This is a genomic window from Paracoccus sp. MC1862 (assembly GCF_016617715.1).
Classification (GTDB): Bacteria; Pseudomonadota; Alphaproteobacteria; order Rhodobacterales; family Rhodobacteraceae; genus Paracoccus.
Genome location: NZ_CP067225.1, coordinates 335893 through 353168 on the forward strand (window position 1 = coordinate 335893; position 17276 = coordinate 353168).

Annotated in this window: 14 protein-coding genes and 3 pseudogenes; 8 read left to right on the top strand and 9 right to left on the bottom strand. The window is 64.3% G+C overall.

Going from position 1 to position 17276, the window contains the following annotated elements; genetic code table 11:
• Positions 1-65: 65 nt before the first annotated feature.
• Positions 66-1499 (bottom strand): aldehyde dehydrogenase, encoded by a 1434-nt coding sequence (aldA, locus tag JGR78_RS01670; RefSeq protein WP_182805934.1) that lies wholly within the window; start codon positions 1497-1499, stop codon positions 66-68.
• 243 nt (positions 1500-1742) lie between these two features.
• On the opposite strand from aldA, the gene JGR78_RS01675 reads away from it, so the two are divergent.
• The 3 genes from JGR78_RS01675 to istB all read left to right on the top strand — a co-directional run bounded on the left by JGR78_RS01675 (position 1743) and on the right by istB (position 4509).
• On the top strand, positions 1743-2105 hold the full coding sequence (locus JGR78_RS01675) for an alcohol dehydrogenase catalytic domain-containing protein (protein WP_234450814.1): 363 nt from the start codon (positions 1743-1745) through the stop codon (positions 2103-2105).
• A gap of 90 nt (positions 2106-2195) precedes the next feature.
• Complete coding sequence (gene istA / locus JGR78_RS01680) at positions 2196-3728, top strand: IS21 family transposase (RefSeq protein ID WP_182805945.1); 1533 nt, start codon at positions 2196-2198, stop codon at positions 3726-3728.
• A complete protein-coding gene (istB, locus tag JGR78_RS01685; protein WP_182805947.1) occupies positions 3718-4509 on the top strand; it encodes an IS21-like element helper ATPase IstB in 792 nt (263 codons plus the stop codon). The genes istA and istB overlap by 11 nt, the downstream gene beginning before the upstream one ends.
• A gap of 66 nt (positions 4510-4575) precedes the next feature.
• Here istB and JGR78_RS01690 read toward each other — a convergent pair whose 3' ends face one another.
• The 3 genes from JGR78_RS01690 to JGR78_RS01700 form a co-directional block, all read right to left on the bottom strand.
• Complete coding sequence (locus tag JGR78_RS01690) at positions 4576-4776, bottom strand: DUF6538 domain-containing protein (RefSeq protein WP_182805930.1); 201 nt, start codon at positions 4774-4776, stop codon at positions 4576-4578.
• Positions 4777-5201: 425 nt separating this feature from the next.
• The gene (locus tag JGR78_RS01695; protein ID WP_182793966.1) at positions 5202-6233 is read right to left on the bottom strand and encodes an IS110 family transposase; all 1032 of its coding nucleotides are present in this window, start codon (positions 6231-6233) and stop codon (positions 5202-5204) included.
• Positions 6234-6357: 124 nt separating this feature from the next.
• Complete coding sequence (locus tag JGR78_RS01700; protein ID WP_200559403.1) at positions 6358-8052, bottom strand: alpha/beta hydrolase; 1695 nt, start codon at positions 8050-8052, stop codon at positions 6358-6360.
• A 630-nt stretch (positions 8053-8682) separates the two neighbouring features.
• On the opposite strand from JGR78_RS01700, the pseudogene JGR78_RS01705 reads away from it, so the two are divergent.
• From JGR78_RS01705 to JGR78_RS18540, 5 genes and pseudogenes are all read left to right on the top strand, one after another.
• Positions 8683-8976: pseudogene (locus JGR78_RS01705) on the top strand (bestrophin family ion channel); the annotation flags it as partial.
• 84 nt (positions 8977-9060) lie between these two features.
• Positions 9061-9330 (top strand): annotated as a pseudogene (locus JGR78_RS01710) (transposase); the annotation flags it as partial.
• Between the two features lie 243 nt (positions 9331-9573).
• On the top strand, positions 9574-10896 hold the full coding sequence (locus JGR78_RS01715; protein ID WP_182806265.1) for an IS110 family transposase: 1323 nt from the start codon (positions 9574-9576) through the stop codon (positions 10894-10896).
• 12 nt (positions 10897-10908) lie between these two features.
• Positions 10909-11755, top strand: a pseudogene (locus JGR78_RS01720) (IS3 family transposase); the annotation flags it as partial.
• Positions 11756-12359: 604 nt separating this feature from the next.
• Positions 12360-12749 carry an integrase core domain-containing protein gene (locus tag JGR78_RS18540; RefSeq protein WP_370576541.1) on the top strand — a complete coding sequence of 130 codons (390 nt, stop codon included), beginning with the start codon at positions 12360-12362 and terminating at the stop codon, positions 12747-12749.
• Between the two features lie 55 nt (positions 12750-12804).
• On the opposite strand, the gene JGR78_RS01725 is transcribed toward JGR78_RS18540, so the two are convergent.
• The 5 genes from JGR78_RS01725 to odhB form a co-directional block, all read right to left on the bottom strand.
• Positions 12805-13287 (bottom strand): lytic transglycosylase domain-containing protein, encoded by a 483-nt coding sequence (locus JGR78_RS01725; protein ID WP_182791515.1) that lies wholly within the window; start codon positions 13285-13287, stop codon positions 12805-12807.
• Positions 13288-13491: 204 nt separating this feature from the next.
• On the bottom strand, positions 13492-14880 hold the full coding sequence (gene lpdA / locus JGR78_RS01730; protein ID WP_182791514.1) for a dihydrolipoyl dehydrogenase: 1389 nt from the start codon (positions 14878-14880) through the stop codon (positions 13492-13494).
• A 94-nt stretch (positions 14881-14974) separates the two neighbouring features.
• On the bottom strand, positions 14975-15373 hold the full coding sequence (locus tag JGR78_RS01735) for an MAPEG family protein (protein ID WP_182805087.1): 399 nt from the start codon (positions 15371-15373) through the stop codon (positions 14975-14977).
• Complete coding sequence (locus tag JGR78_RS01740; RefSeq protein WP_182791512.1) at positions 15370-15630, bottom strand: hypothetical protein; 261 nt, start codon at positions 15628-15630, stop codon at positions 15370-15372. Before JGR78_RS01740 ends, JGR78_RS01735 begins: the two co-directional genes overlap by 4 nt.
• Before the next feature lie 55 nt (positions 15631-15685).
• On the bottom strand, positions 15686-17275 hold the full coding sequence (odhB, locus tag JGR78_RS01745) for a 2-oxoglutarate dehydrogenase complex dihydrolipoyllysine-residue succinyltransferase (RefSeq protein ID WP_182791511.1): 1590 nt from the start codon (positions 17273-17275) through the stop codon (positions 15686-15688).
• Position 17276: the final 1 nt, after the last annotated feature.

The following is a 17276-nucleotide window of genomic DNA, read 5'->3' on the forward strand; positions in this document are numbered from 1 at the left end:
AAGGTCTCCCTTCCGGCCGCAGGATCCTAGCAGGCTGCGCTGGTCAGCACAAAGTTGACCGAGGTTCAGGTCTGGACATAGCAGATGTGGGTCTCGGTGTATTCGAGCAGGCCGTGCTTGCCATCCGCACCGCCGATGCCCGACTTGCCGCGCCCCGCGTGGAAGCCCTGCATCGCCTCGAAGTTCTCGCGGTTGACGTAGGTTTCGCCGAAACGCAGCTCGTTGCAGGCCCGCATCATGGAGCCGACATTCGTCGTGTAGATCGACGAGGTGAGCCCGTAGGTCGTGTCGTTGGCATGGGCAATCGCCTGGTCGAGGCTGTCCACCTCGACCAGCGGCAGGACCGGGCCAAAGGTCTCGCGGCTGATGATGTCCATGTCCTGATGGCAGTTGACCAGCACGGTGGGCTTGTAGTGGCTGCCAACCCCCAGGTCGGCCACGCCGCCGCCCAGTGCCGCCTCGGCCCCGGCATCGAGTGCCGAGCGCACCAGCGCGTCGATCTTTTCCACGCCCGCGCGGTTGATGATGGGGCCCATGTCGATCTCGTCGTTGCCCAGGGGGTCGCCGTAGCGGACCGCGTCCATCGCCTTGATCAGCTTGTCGGTGAACTCGTCCGCCACCTTGCGGTCCACGTAAACGCGTTCGGCCGCGTTGCAGACCTGCCCCGTGTTCAGCGTCCGCGACTGGGTAATGGCACGGGCAGCCAGGTCGAGGTCGGCGTCCGCCGTCACGATGGCCGGGGCCTTGCCGCCCAGTTCAAGGTTGACCTTGCAAATGTTCCGGGCCGCATCCGCCATGATCTTCGATCCGGTTTCCACGCTGCCGGTGAAACTGACCATGCGCACGTCCGGGTGCAGGGTCAGCGCCCTACCGGTCGTGCCACCCCGGCCATAGACGATGTTGAAGACGCCCTTGGGCAGTCCCGTTTCCGTCACCAGCCGGGCGAACAGAGCGGCGTTGTTCGGCGTTTCCTCGCTGGGCTTGATGACGATGGTGTTGCCGGTGATCAGGGCCGGGGCCATCTTCCGGGCGATCAGGAAGAACGGGAAGTTCCAAGGCAGGATGCCCGCAACGACGCCGATCGGCTGGCGGAACAGGAAGATGTTCTCGCCGGGGCGGTCGGACTGCAGGATCTCGCCCTCGATCCGGCGCGCCCATTCGGCCATGTAGTCGATGTAGTCGGCGGTAAAAGCCGCCTCGACCCGCGCCAGCGGCAGGATCTTGCCCTGTTCTTCGGAAATGACGCGGGCGATTTTCTCCGCATTGGCCCGGATCTTGGCCGAGATCTCGCGCAGGAACCCGGCACGCTGGATCGCGGGCAGCCGCTCCCAGTCGCGCTGGGCGCGGCTGGCGGCATCGACGGCCTCGTTCACGCCCTCGGCGGTGGTGTCCGGTACCTGCGAGATGCGTATGTCGCGCGCCGGGTTGAACACGTCGATCAAATCGTCGCCCGTCCTTTCTACAAAGCGGCCAGCGATAAAATTCTGGTGAACCGTCATCAGGGTCTCTCCTCCCACAGCGGCAGGCCTCCTCCGCGAAGCCGGCGATTCGTCCGTAACCAAAAAGAATATAGCACTTCTGAATTCTGAATTCGATAACTTTGCGCAACCAAGGCGATGTGCTACAAGGCAGCGGCTATGGCCGTGTACGCTGTGGGCATGGCTGTCAGCGGGAGCCACGATGCTCTCGGCCAACAGTGCCGGGAGGAGAGCGCCCCTCGGCGCTGGCAAAGGACGATGGTCTTGGTCAGGGAGATCAATGCGCGATTATGCGACGGTGGTGACGACACCCGGCGGCAGCGACCGGTTCGCGCAGCGCAAGATCGAGCCTCCCGCGCCAGGCCCCACGAGGTTCTGGTGCGCCATACTGCGGTCGGTCTCAATTTTCTCGATGTCTATCACCGCAGCGGCCTCTACCCTTGGGCAGTCGAGCGGGATCTTATTCCCGGCTCCGAAGCGGCAGGCCGGGTGGTCGCGGTGGGAGACGGGGTCGAGGACGTGAGGCCCGGTGACCGTGTCGCCTACACGCATCCTCTTGGCGCCTATGCAACCGCTCGGGTCATCACCGCGGATCGTCTCGTGCTGTTGATTTCCACTCAGAACTGAGCCGGGTAGGCGCGTAATTTCCACTGAGAATTGAGCCATGTGAACCTTCCCCCGGAGCGGAGAGCGGCGGGGGCAACGGGAGTGATCCACATGGGACTTTTGAACATCATCCGGCGAATGCACTTGCGGCAGAGGCTGTCGATCCGGGAGATCGCGCGGCGCACGGGACTGTCGCGGAACACCGTTACCAAGCATCTGGCGGCGAACACGGTCGAGCCCAAATTTGCCACGCCCGAGCGCCCGAGCAAGCTCGATCCCTTCGCCGAGAAGCTGGCCGGCTGGCTGCAGACCGAGGCAGGGAAGTCACGCAAGCAGCGCCGGACGCTCAAGCAGATGCACGCCGATCTCGTGACGCTCGGCTTCACCGGTTCCTATGGCCGGGTGGCAGCCTTTGCGCGTCAATGGCGGGCAGATCGCCAGCGCGAGCAGCAGACCACAGGCCGTGGCACCTTCGTTCCGCTGTCGTTCCGCCCGGGTGAGGCCTTCCAGTTCGACTGGAGCGAGGACTTTGCGGTTCTGAGCGGCGAACGCACGAAGCTGCAGATGGCGCATATCAAGCTGTCGCACAGCCGGGCTTTCCTGCTGCGCGCCTATCTGCTGCAGACCCACGAGATGCTCTTTGACGCCCACTGGCACGGGTTCCGGGTCTTCGGCGGCGTGCCGGCGCGTGGGATCTATGACAACATGCGCACCGCGGTGGATCGCGTCGGCAGAGGCAAGGAACGGCACGTCAACATTCGTTTCCTCGCGATGACAAACCACTACGTCTTTGAGCCGGAGTTCTGCAATCCGGCCGCGGGTTGGGAAAAAGGCCAGGTCGAGAAGAACGTCCGCGACGCCCGCCACCAGATGCTGCAAGGGATGCCGGACTTCCCCGACCTGGCGGCGCTGAATGCCTGGCTGGAACAACGATGTCAGGACCTGTGGCGCGAGACGGCCCATGGCACGCTGCCCGGCACGATCGCCGACGCCTGGGCGGAGGAGCAGGCTGCGCTGATGCCGCTGCCGGCGCAATTCGACGGCTTCGTCGAGCAGAGCAAGCGCGTCTCGCCCACCTGCCTGATCAGCTTCGAGCGCAACCGCTACAGCGTGCCGGCGTCCTTCGCGAACCGTCCCGTCAGCCTGCGGATCTATCCCGACCGGCTGGTCGTGGCGGCCGAGGGCAACATCCTGTGCGAACATGCCCGCGTGATCCAGCGCAGCCACCACCTGCCGCCGAGGACAGTCTACGACTGGCGGCATTATCTGGCTGTCGTGCAACGCAAGCCCGGAGCCCTGCGCAATGGCGCGCCGTTCCTGGAATTGCCGCCTGCCCTCATACAGTTGCAGGATCATATGCTGCGCAAGCCCGGCGGTGACCGCGAGATGGTCGATATCCTCGCCCTGGTCCTGCAGCACGATGAACAGGCCGTGCTCACCGCGGTGGAGCTGGCCCTGGCCGAGGGCGTACCGACCAAGACCCATGTGCTGAACCTTCTGCACCGGCTGGTTGACGGCAAGGTGATCGGTGGACCCCCGCTGGATACCCCGCAGGCATTGACCCTGCGCCGAGAACCCACGGCGGATGTCGAACGCTATGACGGGCTGCGCGCCCAGATTGCCGGAGGCCGCCATGCGTCATGACCCCGCCAGCGGCGCTATCGTCATCATGCTGCGCAGCCTGAAGATGCACGGCATGGCGCAGGCCGTCACCGACCTGATCGAACAGGGAGCACCGGCCTTCGACGCCGCCGTCCCGATCCTGTCGCAACTCCTCAAGGCCGAACTGGCGGAGCGCGAGGTCCGCTCCATCGCCTATCACATGAAAGCCGCACGCTTCCCGGCCTACAAGGACCTCTCCGGCTTCGACTTCGCCGCCAGCGAGATCAATGAAGCCACCGCCAGGGTCCTGCACCGCTGCGAGTTCATGGATGGCGCCCAGAACATCGTGCTGATCGGCGGCCCGGGAACGGGCAAGACCCACGTCGCGACCGCCCTCGGCATCCAGGCCATCGAACATCATCGCCGAAAGGTCCGCTTCTTCTCCACGATCGAGTTGGTCAATGCCCTGGAACAGGAAAAGGCCAGGGGCAAGGCCGGGCAGATCGCCGAAAGCATGACCAAGCTCGACCTCGTGATCCTCGATGAGCTGGGATACCTGCCCTTCAGTGCCTCGGGTGGCGCGCTGCTCTTCCACCTGCTGAGCAAGCTCTACGAGCGCACCAGCGTCATCATCACCACCAACCTGAGCTTCAGCGAATGGGCCACGGTCTTTGGCGATGCCAAGATGACCACGGCTTTACTCGACCGGCTCACCCATCGTTGCCACATCCTGGAGACCGGAAACGACAGCTTCCGCTTCAAGGCCAGTTCGGCTGCGGCAGCAAGGAAGAAGGAGACCAGCCAGGCCTTGACCCCAGCATAACCCGAAATCCATAGTCAGAGGTGGCTCACGTCTCGATGGAAAACCCGGCTCAGTTCTGGGTGGAAATCAACAGTCAACGGCAAGCTTTGCCTCCCACGCCTCGATCATCTCGGACCAGACGGCGTCCGCCTTCCGCTCCGCCAGACGGGGACTGTCAGTATGCAGAGCCACCCAGACGAACTTGCGAGGCGCGATCGCCTCGTAACGCGCAGGCACCCGCTTGTAGAGCGACAGCTTGCCTCGGCTACCCCGTGCCTTGATCGCCATGATGCATCACCTCCCGAGCAGGGGACTGTAGCGCATAATGTATGGCAAGATCCGGATTGGACTCCACCGGGCTGCACGAAAATCCTTAATTATCAACGTATGGATATTCTAAACCGGATAATATTTAGCGGAGGAGATGGTCCTGACGTCGAACCTTCTCTTGTGGATGCCGCCCTCATTTGCAAGGAATTTCTGAACCTTAGACATGTGATCGAGTGCGGACTCTTGTCAGGCCTGTTAGCGCGGCCTGATAGATGCCGCTGGCCGAGATGGAGATGCGCGGACCGGGGCCAAATCTCCAACAGCGAGCTCGAAGCTCTGAGAAGGTTTCTGGTTTGCCCAACCCGGATCATGTCGATCATTTGCCCATTCGGATCATGCCTTCCTCACAACTCTGCGTTCCGTTTTCGCGTTTTGATGCCGGATCAGGCAGCGCTGGCGATCACCGGATCGCGATAGTCTTCACCGCGCGTGAGCATCGCCCAGAGGCCGCGCGCCATCTTGTTGGCCAGTGCGAAGGCCGCGACCATCGGCGGCTTGCGTTCCAACATGCGCTCAAGCCAGGGGTTTTGCGGTGCGCCACGGCGCAGGGCCCAGCGGATCACGGCCATCGCGCCGGTGATCAGCAGACGGCGAATGTCGCGCTGGCCCATCTTCGAGGTTTTTCCAAGCCGCTGCTTGCCGCCGGTCGACGCCTGTCGTGGCACGAGCCCAAGCCAAGCTGCAAAGTCGCGGCCGCGTTTGAACTGCGCCATCGGCGGCGCGAAGGTCTCGACGGCCAAGGCGCTGATCGGACCCACACCCGGCATGGTCTGCAGGCGGCGAGATGTCTCGCCTTCCCTGGCAATCGCGTCGATCCTCTTTTTCATGACATTTATCCGGGCGGTCAGATGCGCGACCTGGTCCAGCAGTTCACTACAGATTTCCCGGGCGAGCGGCGGCAAATCGGAGTTTGCGTCCTTGATGAGGGCGTCGAGGCGCGGAAGATAGCCGATCCCCTCGGGCGCGATGAAGCCGAACTCGTACAGGTGCGACCGCAGCGCATTGACCGCTTCCGTGCGCTGTTTCACGAACTGCTCGCGGGTGCGGAACAGGATAGAGCGCGATTGCTGGTCGCTGGTCTTCGGCTCGACATAGCGCATGGTCGGGCGCAGCGCCGCTTCCACGATCGCCTCCGCGTCCGCCGCGTCGTTTTTCTGCCGTTTGATGAACGGCTTGACATAGCGCGGTGCGATCAGTTTCACCTCATGGCCGACCCGCACCAGTTCCCGCGCCCAGTGATGCGCACCACCGCAGGCCTCCATCACCACGAGGCATTGCGGATGCTCCGCCATGAAGCGCTGGAATTGCGGGCGCGACAGCTTCTTGCGAAACATGACCGAACCATCCGCGGCCGCGCCGTGCAGCTGGAACACGTTCTTTGCAAGGTCGACGCCGATGATGCTAATTTCCTTCATGGATGCCCTCTTGTTTCTCTTGTGACTTCAGCATCACAAGCTTGGCGCATTGCGACGCCGTAGGGGAGAGAGCGGCATCCACCCCATCTCCACCTCGCGAATGATGCATCCGCTCAGCCATCTTCTACTTCTCCAGGACGTAGCTTCCCGGCGCGTCCTGAAGCGGAGGATACGTCTTGCTGCCCATTGAAGGCGGCGCAACCTTTCTGCCCGAGCGGGCGGAAAGCCACGCCGTCCAATCCGTCCACCAGCTGCCGTCATGCCGGGTCGCGCTTTGAAGCCACTGTTCCGGGCTGGACGCCGTGCTGTCCTTCTCCCACGTCCAGTAGGCGCCCTTGCCGCCGGGCGGATTGATGACCCCGGCGATGTGGCCGCTTGAGGCGCGGATGAACCGCACATCGCCGCCGAAAAGCTGCGTGATGCGCCAGGCTGCGTCCCAGGGCACGATGTGGTCCTTTTCGGCGCCGACCGCATAGCAGTCCAGCTTGATCCGGCCGAGATCGAGGGGCACGCCCTTCAGCGTGATCTTGCCGGGCTCGATGAGGTTGTTCTCGAGATAGGTGTTGCGCAGGTACCAGCTGTGCGCGGCGCGCGTCATCCGGGTGCCGTCGCTGTTCCAGTAGAGCAGGTCGAAGGCAGGCGGCTTGTTGCCCAGCAGGTAGTTGTTGACCACATTGGCCCAGATAAGATCGTTCGAGCGCAAGAGATTGAACATGTTGGACATCTCGCGGCTGTCGAGATAGCCGCGGTCCATCATCTGCTGTTCGACGAGATCAAGCCCCGGCTCGTCCATGAAGACGGCGGTGTCACCCACGCGCGAAAAGTCCTGCAGCGAGACCATGAAGCTCGCCGAGTTGATGCGCTCCGCGCCTTTCCCCTTGGCTGCCAGCATCGCCAGCGTCATCGTCAGAAGCGTGCCGCCGATGCAGTAGCCCATGATGTTGACCGTGGGGCTGCCGGTGATGTCGCGCGCCACATCGCCGGCTTCCAGCAGGCCCAGGTCCATGTAGTCCTCGATGCCGATCCCGTCCATCGAGGCGTCGGGGTTCTTCCACGAGACCACGAACACGGTGAAGCCCTGATCTACCAGGTACTTCACCATGCTGTTCCGGGGCTGCATGTCGAGAATGTAGAACTTGTTGATCCAGGGGGGCAGGATCAGCAGCGGCACCTGGTGGACCTGCTTCGTCGTCGGCTCGTACTGGATGAGTTCGATCAGCCGGTTGCGATGGACCACCTTGCCGGGGGTGAGCGCGAGGTTGCGCCCCGGCGCGAAGGCATCCTCGTCCACCATGCTGAGCCGCCCGGCGGCGAGGTCGGCCATGAGGTTTCTCGCCCCGGCCGCCATGCTGGTGCCGCCGGTCTCAAGCGCCTTGCGCAGCGCGGCGGGGTTGGAGAGCAGCATCAGCGTCGGGCTCATCGCGTCGACGAACTGGCGAAGATGGAAGTTGACGCGCTGCCGCTCGGCGTCGTCCATGTCCTCGCCCCTGTTCTGCTCCATGAGCCAGTCCGAGGCGAGAAGATAGACCTCCATGAGGGCGCGATAGGCGGGGTTCGTTTGCCATTCGGGCGCGGCAAAGCGCTTGTCGGCCGGCGACGTGGGGGCCTTGTCCTGCAAGGCCTGGGCATTGCCCAGCCAGCGCTGCCCCGCCTCCTGCCAGACGTTTATCGCCGAGCGCCACAGGTCCTGATTGAACTGCATGACGGACACCGCCGTCTCGGGCCGGGCCAGCGAGCGCAGCCAGACGGTGCGCAGGGCGCGGGCAATCTCCGCCCAGTCGAGCGGGATGACGTCGCGCAGGGGATTGGCATTCCACATCTGGTCGATCGAGCGGAGCGTCGGATTCCGGGACAGCGCATCCTGGAGATGCTGGGTGCCCCCCGTGAACGATGCGGAAAGAGGAGCCTTGGACGGGTCCCACCCGGCATTTCCCGGGTCCGCTGCAGTTCGCGACGACGCAAAAATCTGATCCATCCAGGAACTCCAGATCTGCAGCAGCACATCCGGCCCCGGCGCAGTTCCGCCCTCAGACCTCGTGACCTCTCCGGAGTTTTTCTCTGCCATAGTCATTCCTCCACGCTTGGATGCGGTGACCTGGCCTGCCTCCAGCGGATGCCCCTGACTGAAACCGAGCCGGTGTGCCTGTCAGTCCTGCCCCGGTCTCGGGTCCGAGCCTTGCGCGTTCCTTCAGGCTGTTCGATCATGCTTCGCCTCGCTCGCCCAGGTCAATCCGTCGTGGTGATGTGGGAGCTATCATGGTTGCAAGTGGCCTGTCCTCTCGGTTGGCCATCTGACCGGAGCATTTCCAGCTCTTGGCTTTCTTCAGCGTTGCCCCTCAGGCCGCTTCCGGACGGGTGAAGTCCGACCATCAGACGATTGCCCAGCAGGGCCGCCGCAGATCAAGGTACGTTGAGGCTTGCCAGCCTGATCGAGCCAAGGCGTCTGCGCATGATCGTCCGCAGCAAGCCTGGTTTGTGGGAGCTCGTCTTCACAATGCGCGGCTCGGTGTTGCCGCACATCGCTTATCCCCTTTTGTCGTTGATGGCAGTGGCAGCACTCCTCGTGGCGGTGGAGCGAGCCTGGCACCCGCTGCCTGTCATCGACGCTGCCCCTTTCACCGTCTTCGGGATCGCGCTGTCGCTGTTCTTGGGTTTTCGCAACAACGCGGCCTATGACCGCTGGTGGGAAGCACGTCGACTTCGGGGCGGGCTACTGGCCGACCTGCACTCGCTCGCCCGCGAGGCAGAGGTCTTCATGCGCAATGGACCTTTCCCAGTTTCGTTCCAGTCTTCTGAGAGCGATGCTCGCCACGAAGGGAGACCAAATATGGCAGCGACACACAGCGACGAGTTCAAGCGGGATGCGGTTCGCATTGCGCTCACCAGCGGCCTGACACGACGTCAGGTTGCGTCTGATCTGGGGATCGGCTTGTCGACCCCCGGCAAATGGACCCGGGCGATTTCCGATGAGGCCAAGGTGCCGGACCAAAATGCAGACCTGCTGCGAGAGAACGAGCGGCTGTGCAAGGAAAACCGGATACTGCGCGATTTGAGCCGGATCAGGAAACAGTCCAGTGGACTGTTTCCCCGGCGAAAGTGGGAGGTGCTAAAAAACTGTCCCGGGTCTGGCCTTCCTGTGCGCAGTAGAAACAGCTTGTGCTATCGTCGCGAGCGGAGGGCAGTTGCCGATTGCTTATTGGAGGGACTCACCCCGTTAAAAAACGTGGCACATGGGTCGATGCGCACTTGAGAGTGGTGACACCGCCTCGGCGGTGATCCCGATTAGGAAGATGACGAACTTGCGCGGCCTACGCCCTCCAGCCTGATCGGAGGAGATGTCATGGCAAAGAAGCAGGCCGGCGACCACTCGGACCTGAAGGTGGTCAATTCCAATGCCGCAGCGATCGATATCGGGTCGAAGATGCACATGGCGGCGGTGCACCCCGACCGTGCGGATCTGCCCGTGCGCGTTTTCGGCACCTTCACGCGAGATCTGCACGATCTGGCTGACTGGTTCCGGTCCTGCGGCGTGACCAGCGTGGCAATGGAATCCACCGGGGTCTACTGGATCCCGGCTTTCGAGATCCTCGAGCAGCACGGGTTCGACGTGATCCTCGTGAACGCGCGCTATGCCAAGAACGTGCCGGGCCGGAAGACCGACGTCAGCGACGCAGGCTGGCTGCGACAGCTGCATTCCTACGGTCTCCTGCGCGGGAGTTTCCGCCCCGCGGCCGAGATCGCCACTCTGCGGGCCTACATGCGACAGCGCGAGCGGCTGATTGAATATGCCGCTGCCCATATCCAACACATGCAAAAGGCGTTGATGGAGATGAACCTCCAGCTGCACCATGTCGTCTCGGACATCACCGGCGCGACCAGGATGCGGATTATTCGTGCCATCGTGTCGGGCGAGCGGGATCCGGACGTGCTGGCGTCATTTCGTGATGTCCGCTGCCACGCGTCAGTCGAGACGATCCGCGCGGCACTGGTGGGCAACGACCGCGACGAGCACGTTCAGGCCAAGATGGCGGACTGCGATCGCAGGCTGGAGGCAGCGGTCGCAGTGCTTACGGTCAAGACGCATGGGGTCGTCGCTCCCCTTCCAAAAGCGCGCGTGAAGCGAAAGCAGGTGAATGCGCCCTCGTTCGACATCAGGGCGGCCCTTCACGGCGTCCTTGGCGTGGACCTGACCCAGATTCACGGCCTCGGACCGTCATTGGCGTTGAAGCTGGTCGCCGAATGCGGAACCGACCTGAATGCATGGCCGAGCGCGAAGCACTTTACCTCATGGCTCTGTCTTGCACCCGGCAACAAGATATCCGGCGGCAAGCTGCTGTCATCGCGAACCCGAAGATCCTCGAGTCGGGCCGCAGCGCTGTTGCGGCTGGCGGCTGTCACGATCGGGCGCAGTGACACCGCGCTGGGTGCATTCTACCGGCGTCTTTCGTCGCGAGTTGGCAAGCAGAAGGCGGTGACCGCCACGGCCCGCAAGATCGCGGTGCTGTTCTACAACACACTGCGCTTCGGCATGACCTACCATGATCCCGGTGCTGCCGCCTATGACGCGCGGCACCGATCCCGGGTTCTGGCCAATCTGCAGCGTCGTGCGCGATCGCTTGGCTATGCTCTTGCACCGGCACCAGAGGCGGCGGATGTTTCTTAGGAAGGCGGCTCAGTTCTTCGCGGCTCAAAAGCCATGAAGTTTCAATTCATTGCCAATTACCGTGGCAATCTGCCGCGCAGCGGTCTGTGCCGCCTGATGGGGGTGACGGACCGCGGGTTCCGGGCCTGGAAGCAGCGGCCGCGGTCGCAGCGCCAACGGCGTGACATGGTGATCCTGGCCCATATCCGAGAACAGCATCGCCGCAGCCTGGGCAGCTATGGCAGGCCATGCATGACCGAAGAACTCAACGAACTGGGTCTGACTATCGGCCAGCGGCGCGTTGGCCGTCTGATGCGCCAGAACGGCATCCAGGTCGTTCGCAGCCGCAAGTTCAAGCGCACCACCGACAGCGATCACGCCTTCAACATCGCGCCGAACCTCCTGAGAGCCAGAACTTCACCGCGAGCCGGCCGAACCAGAAATGGGCGGGCGACATCACCTATGTCTGGACGCGCGAGGGCTGGGTCTACTTGGCCGTCATCATCGATCTGTTCTCACGGCGCATGGTCGGCGGGGCGATCAGCAGCCGAATGAAGCAGGATCTGGCGCAGGGCGCTGAACATGGCAATCGCGTTGCGTCGCCCGCCACTGGGTTGCATCCATCACACCGATCGCGGCTCGCAATACTGTGCCCATCACTATCAGAAGCTACTGCGCCAGCACGGTTTCAAGGTTTCGATGAGCGGCAAGGGCAATTGCTGTGATAATTCGGCGGTCGAGAGCGTCTTCAAGTCGCTGAAGGCCGAACTGGTCCGGCGGCGCAACTGGCAAACCCGGCGCGAGGTCGAAATGGCGCTCTTCGAATACATCAACGGATTCTACAACCCGCAGAAAACACTCGGCCCCCGGCTGGAAATAACCCGTGGCCTTCGAACAGAGGGCCGCCTAACATGAGCACCTGACCGGAACGAAACCGGGACAGGTCTAGTTGCGCTTGCCGCCCGGCAGGGGCGCTGCGGCCAGCGGCGGATCCCGGCCCTGCTCGGGCATGCCGGCCGGACGGGGAACGTGACGCGCGGCGAGGGGGCGAGGCCTGCGTCGCCGGCGGCGGGAGGGGCTGACGGCGCCTGCGCCGCAACCGGGGAAGGCGCGGCTCCGGCGCGACGACGGATCGTGCCTCCGTCTGCGGCCAGCGCGTCCAGACCACGTCCGGTCTTGCGACTTCGTCGCGGCCCGGACCCGTGACGGCGGGAAGTTCCGCATGCGCGACCTGATCGACGGGTTCGCCCGGGAATCCCTGGCGCTCCGGCTCAGCCGCAAGCCGAACGCGCCGGCTGTCATCGACGTGCTGCCGGACCGGTTCCTCCTCCGCGGCGTGCCCGGCCCTGTCCGGCCGGACAACGGCCCGGCGTTCGTGGCCACCGCGCTGCGCGACCGGATCGCCGCGGCCGGCGCCGGAACGGCCTCTGTCGAGCCTGGATCCCCCGGGGAGGGAGGAGGATCAGGAAACGGTCCGGGGGACTGTGTGCCCGACGACGGGCCGCTGCGAGAGCTTCACCGCCAAGCTGCGCGACGAGCGGCTCACCGGCGACATCCTCTGCAGCCTCGCCGCGGCGAAGATCGTCCTCGCGGCGGGGCGCCGCCCTTGCACCACAAAGCGCCCGCATTCCTCCCCGGGCGAGCGGCCCCCCGCTCCCGAGGTCCCGCAGGGACCGCCTTCGCCACCCGGAGCCGCTTGCCCGGCCACCCCGAGCATGGCGCCAGGACCCGTCATGCACCAAGTGTCACATGGGATGTTACAACTAATCAAGGGAAATAGAAAACCAGGCCACAACATTCTATTAACGCCAAACCTGAAAATTTTCTGTGGGTATTACAGGCCACAACGCACGATATTTACAAATATTCCGTGAGATATGTGACCAGATATCTCCAGACAAAGATGGGAGCTCACTTGGTCCACAAGCGTCAGCGCAGCCCGGTTGCTTCCAGCAGACCCTTGCGCTTGGCCTCGTAGTAGTAGCCGCGGGAATACCATTTCACGGCGGCATCATGGTTACCGTCGGCGACCATATAGGCGCCGCGCAGGTATTTGACTCCATATTTCAGATTGTTTTCCGCATCCAGCAGCCCCGCGGGCGAGCCCCGATAGCCCATCCCGCGTGCAGTCGCCGGAAGCATCTGCATCAACCCGTAATAGGGACCATTGCGGGCACCGGGGCGATGACGGCTTTCGCGGATCACGATGCGGTGGACCAGTTCCTCGGGAACACCATAAGCAGCCGAGTATTTCTGAATCAGCGCTCGCAGTTCGCGCGTCTCGTTCGGATGTAAGGCGGCTTGGCTGATGCGAGGCTGGACAAGATACATTCTCTCGGGATTGCCCCCGCCGCAAGCCGCAAGCGCCGTGACCAGCGCCAAGGCGCCGATGCGGGTGATCGTAGGGGTCATCACTGTCCTGACGAGTTCTGTTATGGTTGCGCCGGACGATAGCGACCCCCATCCATCGCACCAGCCTCAAAGCGGAACCCCGCCCCTCTAGCAAGCTTCCATCGGCAAGAATTCGCCGAGAAGTTGCAAGCTCCTCGGCTTCTTTCTAGCCCAGATATCCTCGCCGGAGGCCAGGCCGGGCACCGCCCGGCCTTTCCCTTCCGATCAGACGTGAATCGCCCCGTCGCCGCAGGCGAGTGCCGCTTCGCGCACCGCCTCACTGACGGTCGGATGCGCGTGGCAGGTCAGCGCCACATCCTGCGCAGCCGCGCCGAACTCCATTGCCACGCAGATCTCGTGAATCATTTCGCCCGCGCCGGGGCCGATGATGTGGCAGCCGAGGATGCGGTCGGTTTCCGCGTCCGCGATCAGCTTCACGAAGCCTTCCGCCTGCAGCATCGCCTTGGCCCGCGCGTTGCCCATCAGGGGGAACTTGCCGACCTTGATCTTGCGGCCTGTTGCCTTTGCACCTTCCTCGGTCAGACCGATCGAGGCGACCTCGGGCGCGGTATAGATGACGCCGGGGATCACGTCGTAGTTCACATGGCCATGCCTGCCGGCGATGATTTCGGCCACGGCCATGCCCTCGTCCTCGGCCTTGTGGGCGAGCATTGGGCCGGGCACCGCGTCGCCGATGGCGTAGACGCCCGGAACACTGGTGGCGAAGTGGTTGTCGATGGCGATCTCACCGCGGTCGGTCAGTTGCACACCCAACGCGTCGAGGCCGAGGCCGTCGTGATAGGGGCGGCGGCCGGTGGCGACCAGCACCACTTCGGCGTCAAGCGTCTGGGCCTCGCCGCCCTTCTTGGGCGTATAGGTGACGGTTGCACGGCCCTCGGCTGTCTCGACCCCCGAGACAGCGGCGCCAAGGATGAACTTTAGGCCCTGCTTGGACAGGATGCGCTGGAACTGCTTCTGCACCTCGCCGTCCATGCCGGGGGTGATGGCGTCAAGATATTCCACCACCGTGATCTGCGTGCCGAGCCGGCTGAAGACCGAGCCGAGTTCCAGCCCGATCACACCCGCCCCGATCACCACCATGGTTTCGGGGATCTTCTTCAGCGCCAGCGCGCCGGTGGAATCGACGACGATGCCGGCGTCATTGTCCACCTCGACCCCCTTCAGCGCGGTCGAGACGGAACCCGAGGCGATGACGATGTTCTTCGCCTCATGCTCGGCGTCTCCGACCTTGACCTTGCCGGGGGAGGGTATCGAGGCCCAGCCCTTTAGCCAGTCGATCTTGTTCTTCTTGAACAGGAACTCGATGCCCTTAGTGTTGGTGCCGACCGTCTCGGTCTTGTAGCCCTGCATCCGGTCCCAGTCGATGTCGGCTGTCGCGTTCATCAGGCCGAGCTTCTCGAAGTTCTCGTGCATCTCATGGGCCATGTGGCTGGCGTGCAGCAAAGCCTTGGACGGGATGCAGCCGACGTTCAGGCAGGTGCCGCCCAGCGTCTCGCGCCCTTCGACGCAGGCGACCTTCAGCCCCAGTTGGGCGGCGCGGATGGCGCAGACATAGCCTCCGGGGCCGGCGCCGATGACGATCAGATCATACATCACTTTGTCCTTTGTTCATGGCCGCCGGACCGGGGGCTTCGCACCCCCATCGTCGCATAGGACGATCCCGCGGGATATTTGAGACCGCCCGAATTCAGAACAGCGCGGTCAGGATCATCAGCATCGTGGCGAGGAAACCCACCCCGAAGATCAGCGAGCGCCAGGGCGACCAGCCGAGCGCATAGGCCGGGACATAGAGGATGCGGGCGAGCAGGTAGGCCCAGGCGCAGGCAGCGGTGAAGCCGGTGTTCGACTGGGTGAACTGGACCAGCACCACCGCGATGGTGAAGAAGGCCAGCGCCTCGAAGTGGTTGTTCACCGCACGGCGCAAGCGGCTGGTGCGCGCAGAGAACTGCGGCTCGCGGTCACGCGGCCCCACGTTCCACTGCTGCAGCCCGTCCTGGCCCATCGACCATCCGGCCAGCCCGATCTGGACCGCCTGTAGGATGGCGGCGAGGCCGAGGACCAGAAGCTCGGGCGAGGGTGGGATCATGCCGTCTGCACCACGTGATACTCGGCATCCTGCACGCCGGCGCGGCCGTTGAAAACCTGGCCCGCGCCCTGCAGATAGTCGAGCGCGCGCTTGCCGTCCGCGACCTGATATAGCACCCAGACCCGGCCCGTGCCCTCGCGCCAGATCTGCAGCACCGACAGCGAGGCGTTGCCGCGGTCCTCGGCGTCGGCGTCGAACTCGGCCCGGAACTGGGCGTAGTCGGCGATGTCGTAGCGGGCGATGATCTGGTTGGTCATGGCATGGTCCTTTCTTCGGATCGGGGCATTCCCGGCGAGAACGCCCCGGACCGGATCAGAGGTCCATCAGCAGGCGGCGGGGGTCCTCCAGCGCCTCTTTCACGCGCACGAGGAACGTCACCGCGCCCTTGCCGTCCACGATCCGGTGGTCGTAGCTCAGCGCCAGATACATCATCGGGCGGATCACGATCTGGCCGCCGACCACGACCGGGCGGTCCTGGATCTTGTGCATCCCGAGGATCCCCGACTGCGGCGGGTTCAGGATCGGCGAGGACATCAGCGAGCCGTAGACCCCGCCGTTCGAGATGGTGAAGGTGCCGCCCTGCATGTCGGCCATGGTCAGCTTGCCGTCGCGGGCGCGGGCGCCGAGTTCACCGATCTCCTTCTCGATCCCGGCGAAGGACTTCTGGTCGGCGTCGCGCACGACCGGGACCACGAGGCCGTTCGGGGTGCCCACCGCCACGCCCATGTGGACGAAGTTCTTGTAGACGACGTCGCCGCCGTCGATCTCAGCATTGACCTCGGGGACTTCCTTCAGGGCGTGGGAACAGGCCTTCACGAAGAAGGACATGAAGCCGAGCTTGACCTTGTGCTTCTTCTCGAACTGGTCCTTGTACTCGCTGCGGATGTCCATGATCGCCGACATGTCCACCTCGTTGTAGGTGGTCAGCATCGCGGCGGTGTTCTGCGCGTCCTTCAGCCGGCGGGCAATCGTCGCGCGCAGGCGGGTCATCTTCACCCGCTCCTCACGCCGCGAATCCTCGGCCGAGGAGGGCGCGCGGGGGGCAGGGGCAGGCTGCGGCGCCTCGGACCGCTGCGGCGCGGGGGCGGAACCCGCGCGGGCCACGTCTTCCTTCATCACCCGGCCGTCGCGGCCCGAACCCGTGACCTGATCGCGGCTGACGCCGGCTTCGGCCATCGCCTTTTTCGCGGACGGCGCGTCCTCGACATCGCTGCGCAGGACCACCTGCTCGGGACCGTCGCCGGGCGAGCCGACCTTGTCGGCCGCCTCGATCCGCTTGTTCGGATCGCTGACGGGGACATCGCCCGGCCCGGCGATACCAGACGCCCCGGCCGACGCGCCCTCGGTGATGATGGCCAGCCGCGCCTTGGCGTCCACGGTCGCGCCTTCCTCGGCCAGGATCTCGGCCAGCACGCCCGAGGCGGGGGCGGGAACCTCGACCGACACCTTGTCGGTTTCCAGCTCGCAGAGCATCTCGTCCTGCTGCACGGCGTCGCCCGGCTTCTTGAACCAGGTGGCGACCGTCGCCTCGGTCACGCTTTCGCCCAGCGTCGGCACCATCACGTCAACGGATTTCCCGGCCATCTTCGGCTCACCCCTGTCTGCGGTCTGTTGGGCGGGCTGGACCGCCGCGGTTGCATTGTCGCGCGGGGCGGATGCCGCCCCGGCCTCGTCGATTTGCGCCAAGAGCGCGTTCGGCCCCACCGTCTCCCCCTCGGCCGCGACAATCTCGGCCAGAACCCCGGCGGCGGGCGAGGGGACTTCGACCGTCACCTTGTCGGTTTCCAGCTCGCACAGCATCTCGTCCACCGCGACGGCATCGCCGGGCTTCTTGAACCATGTGGCGATGGTCGCCTCGCTGACGCTTTCGCCCAGCGCAGGCACTCGGACTTCGGTGGTCATC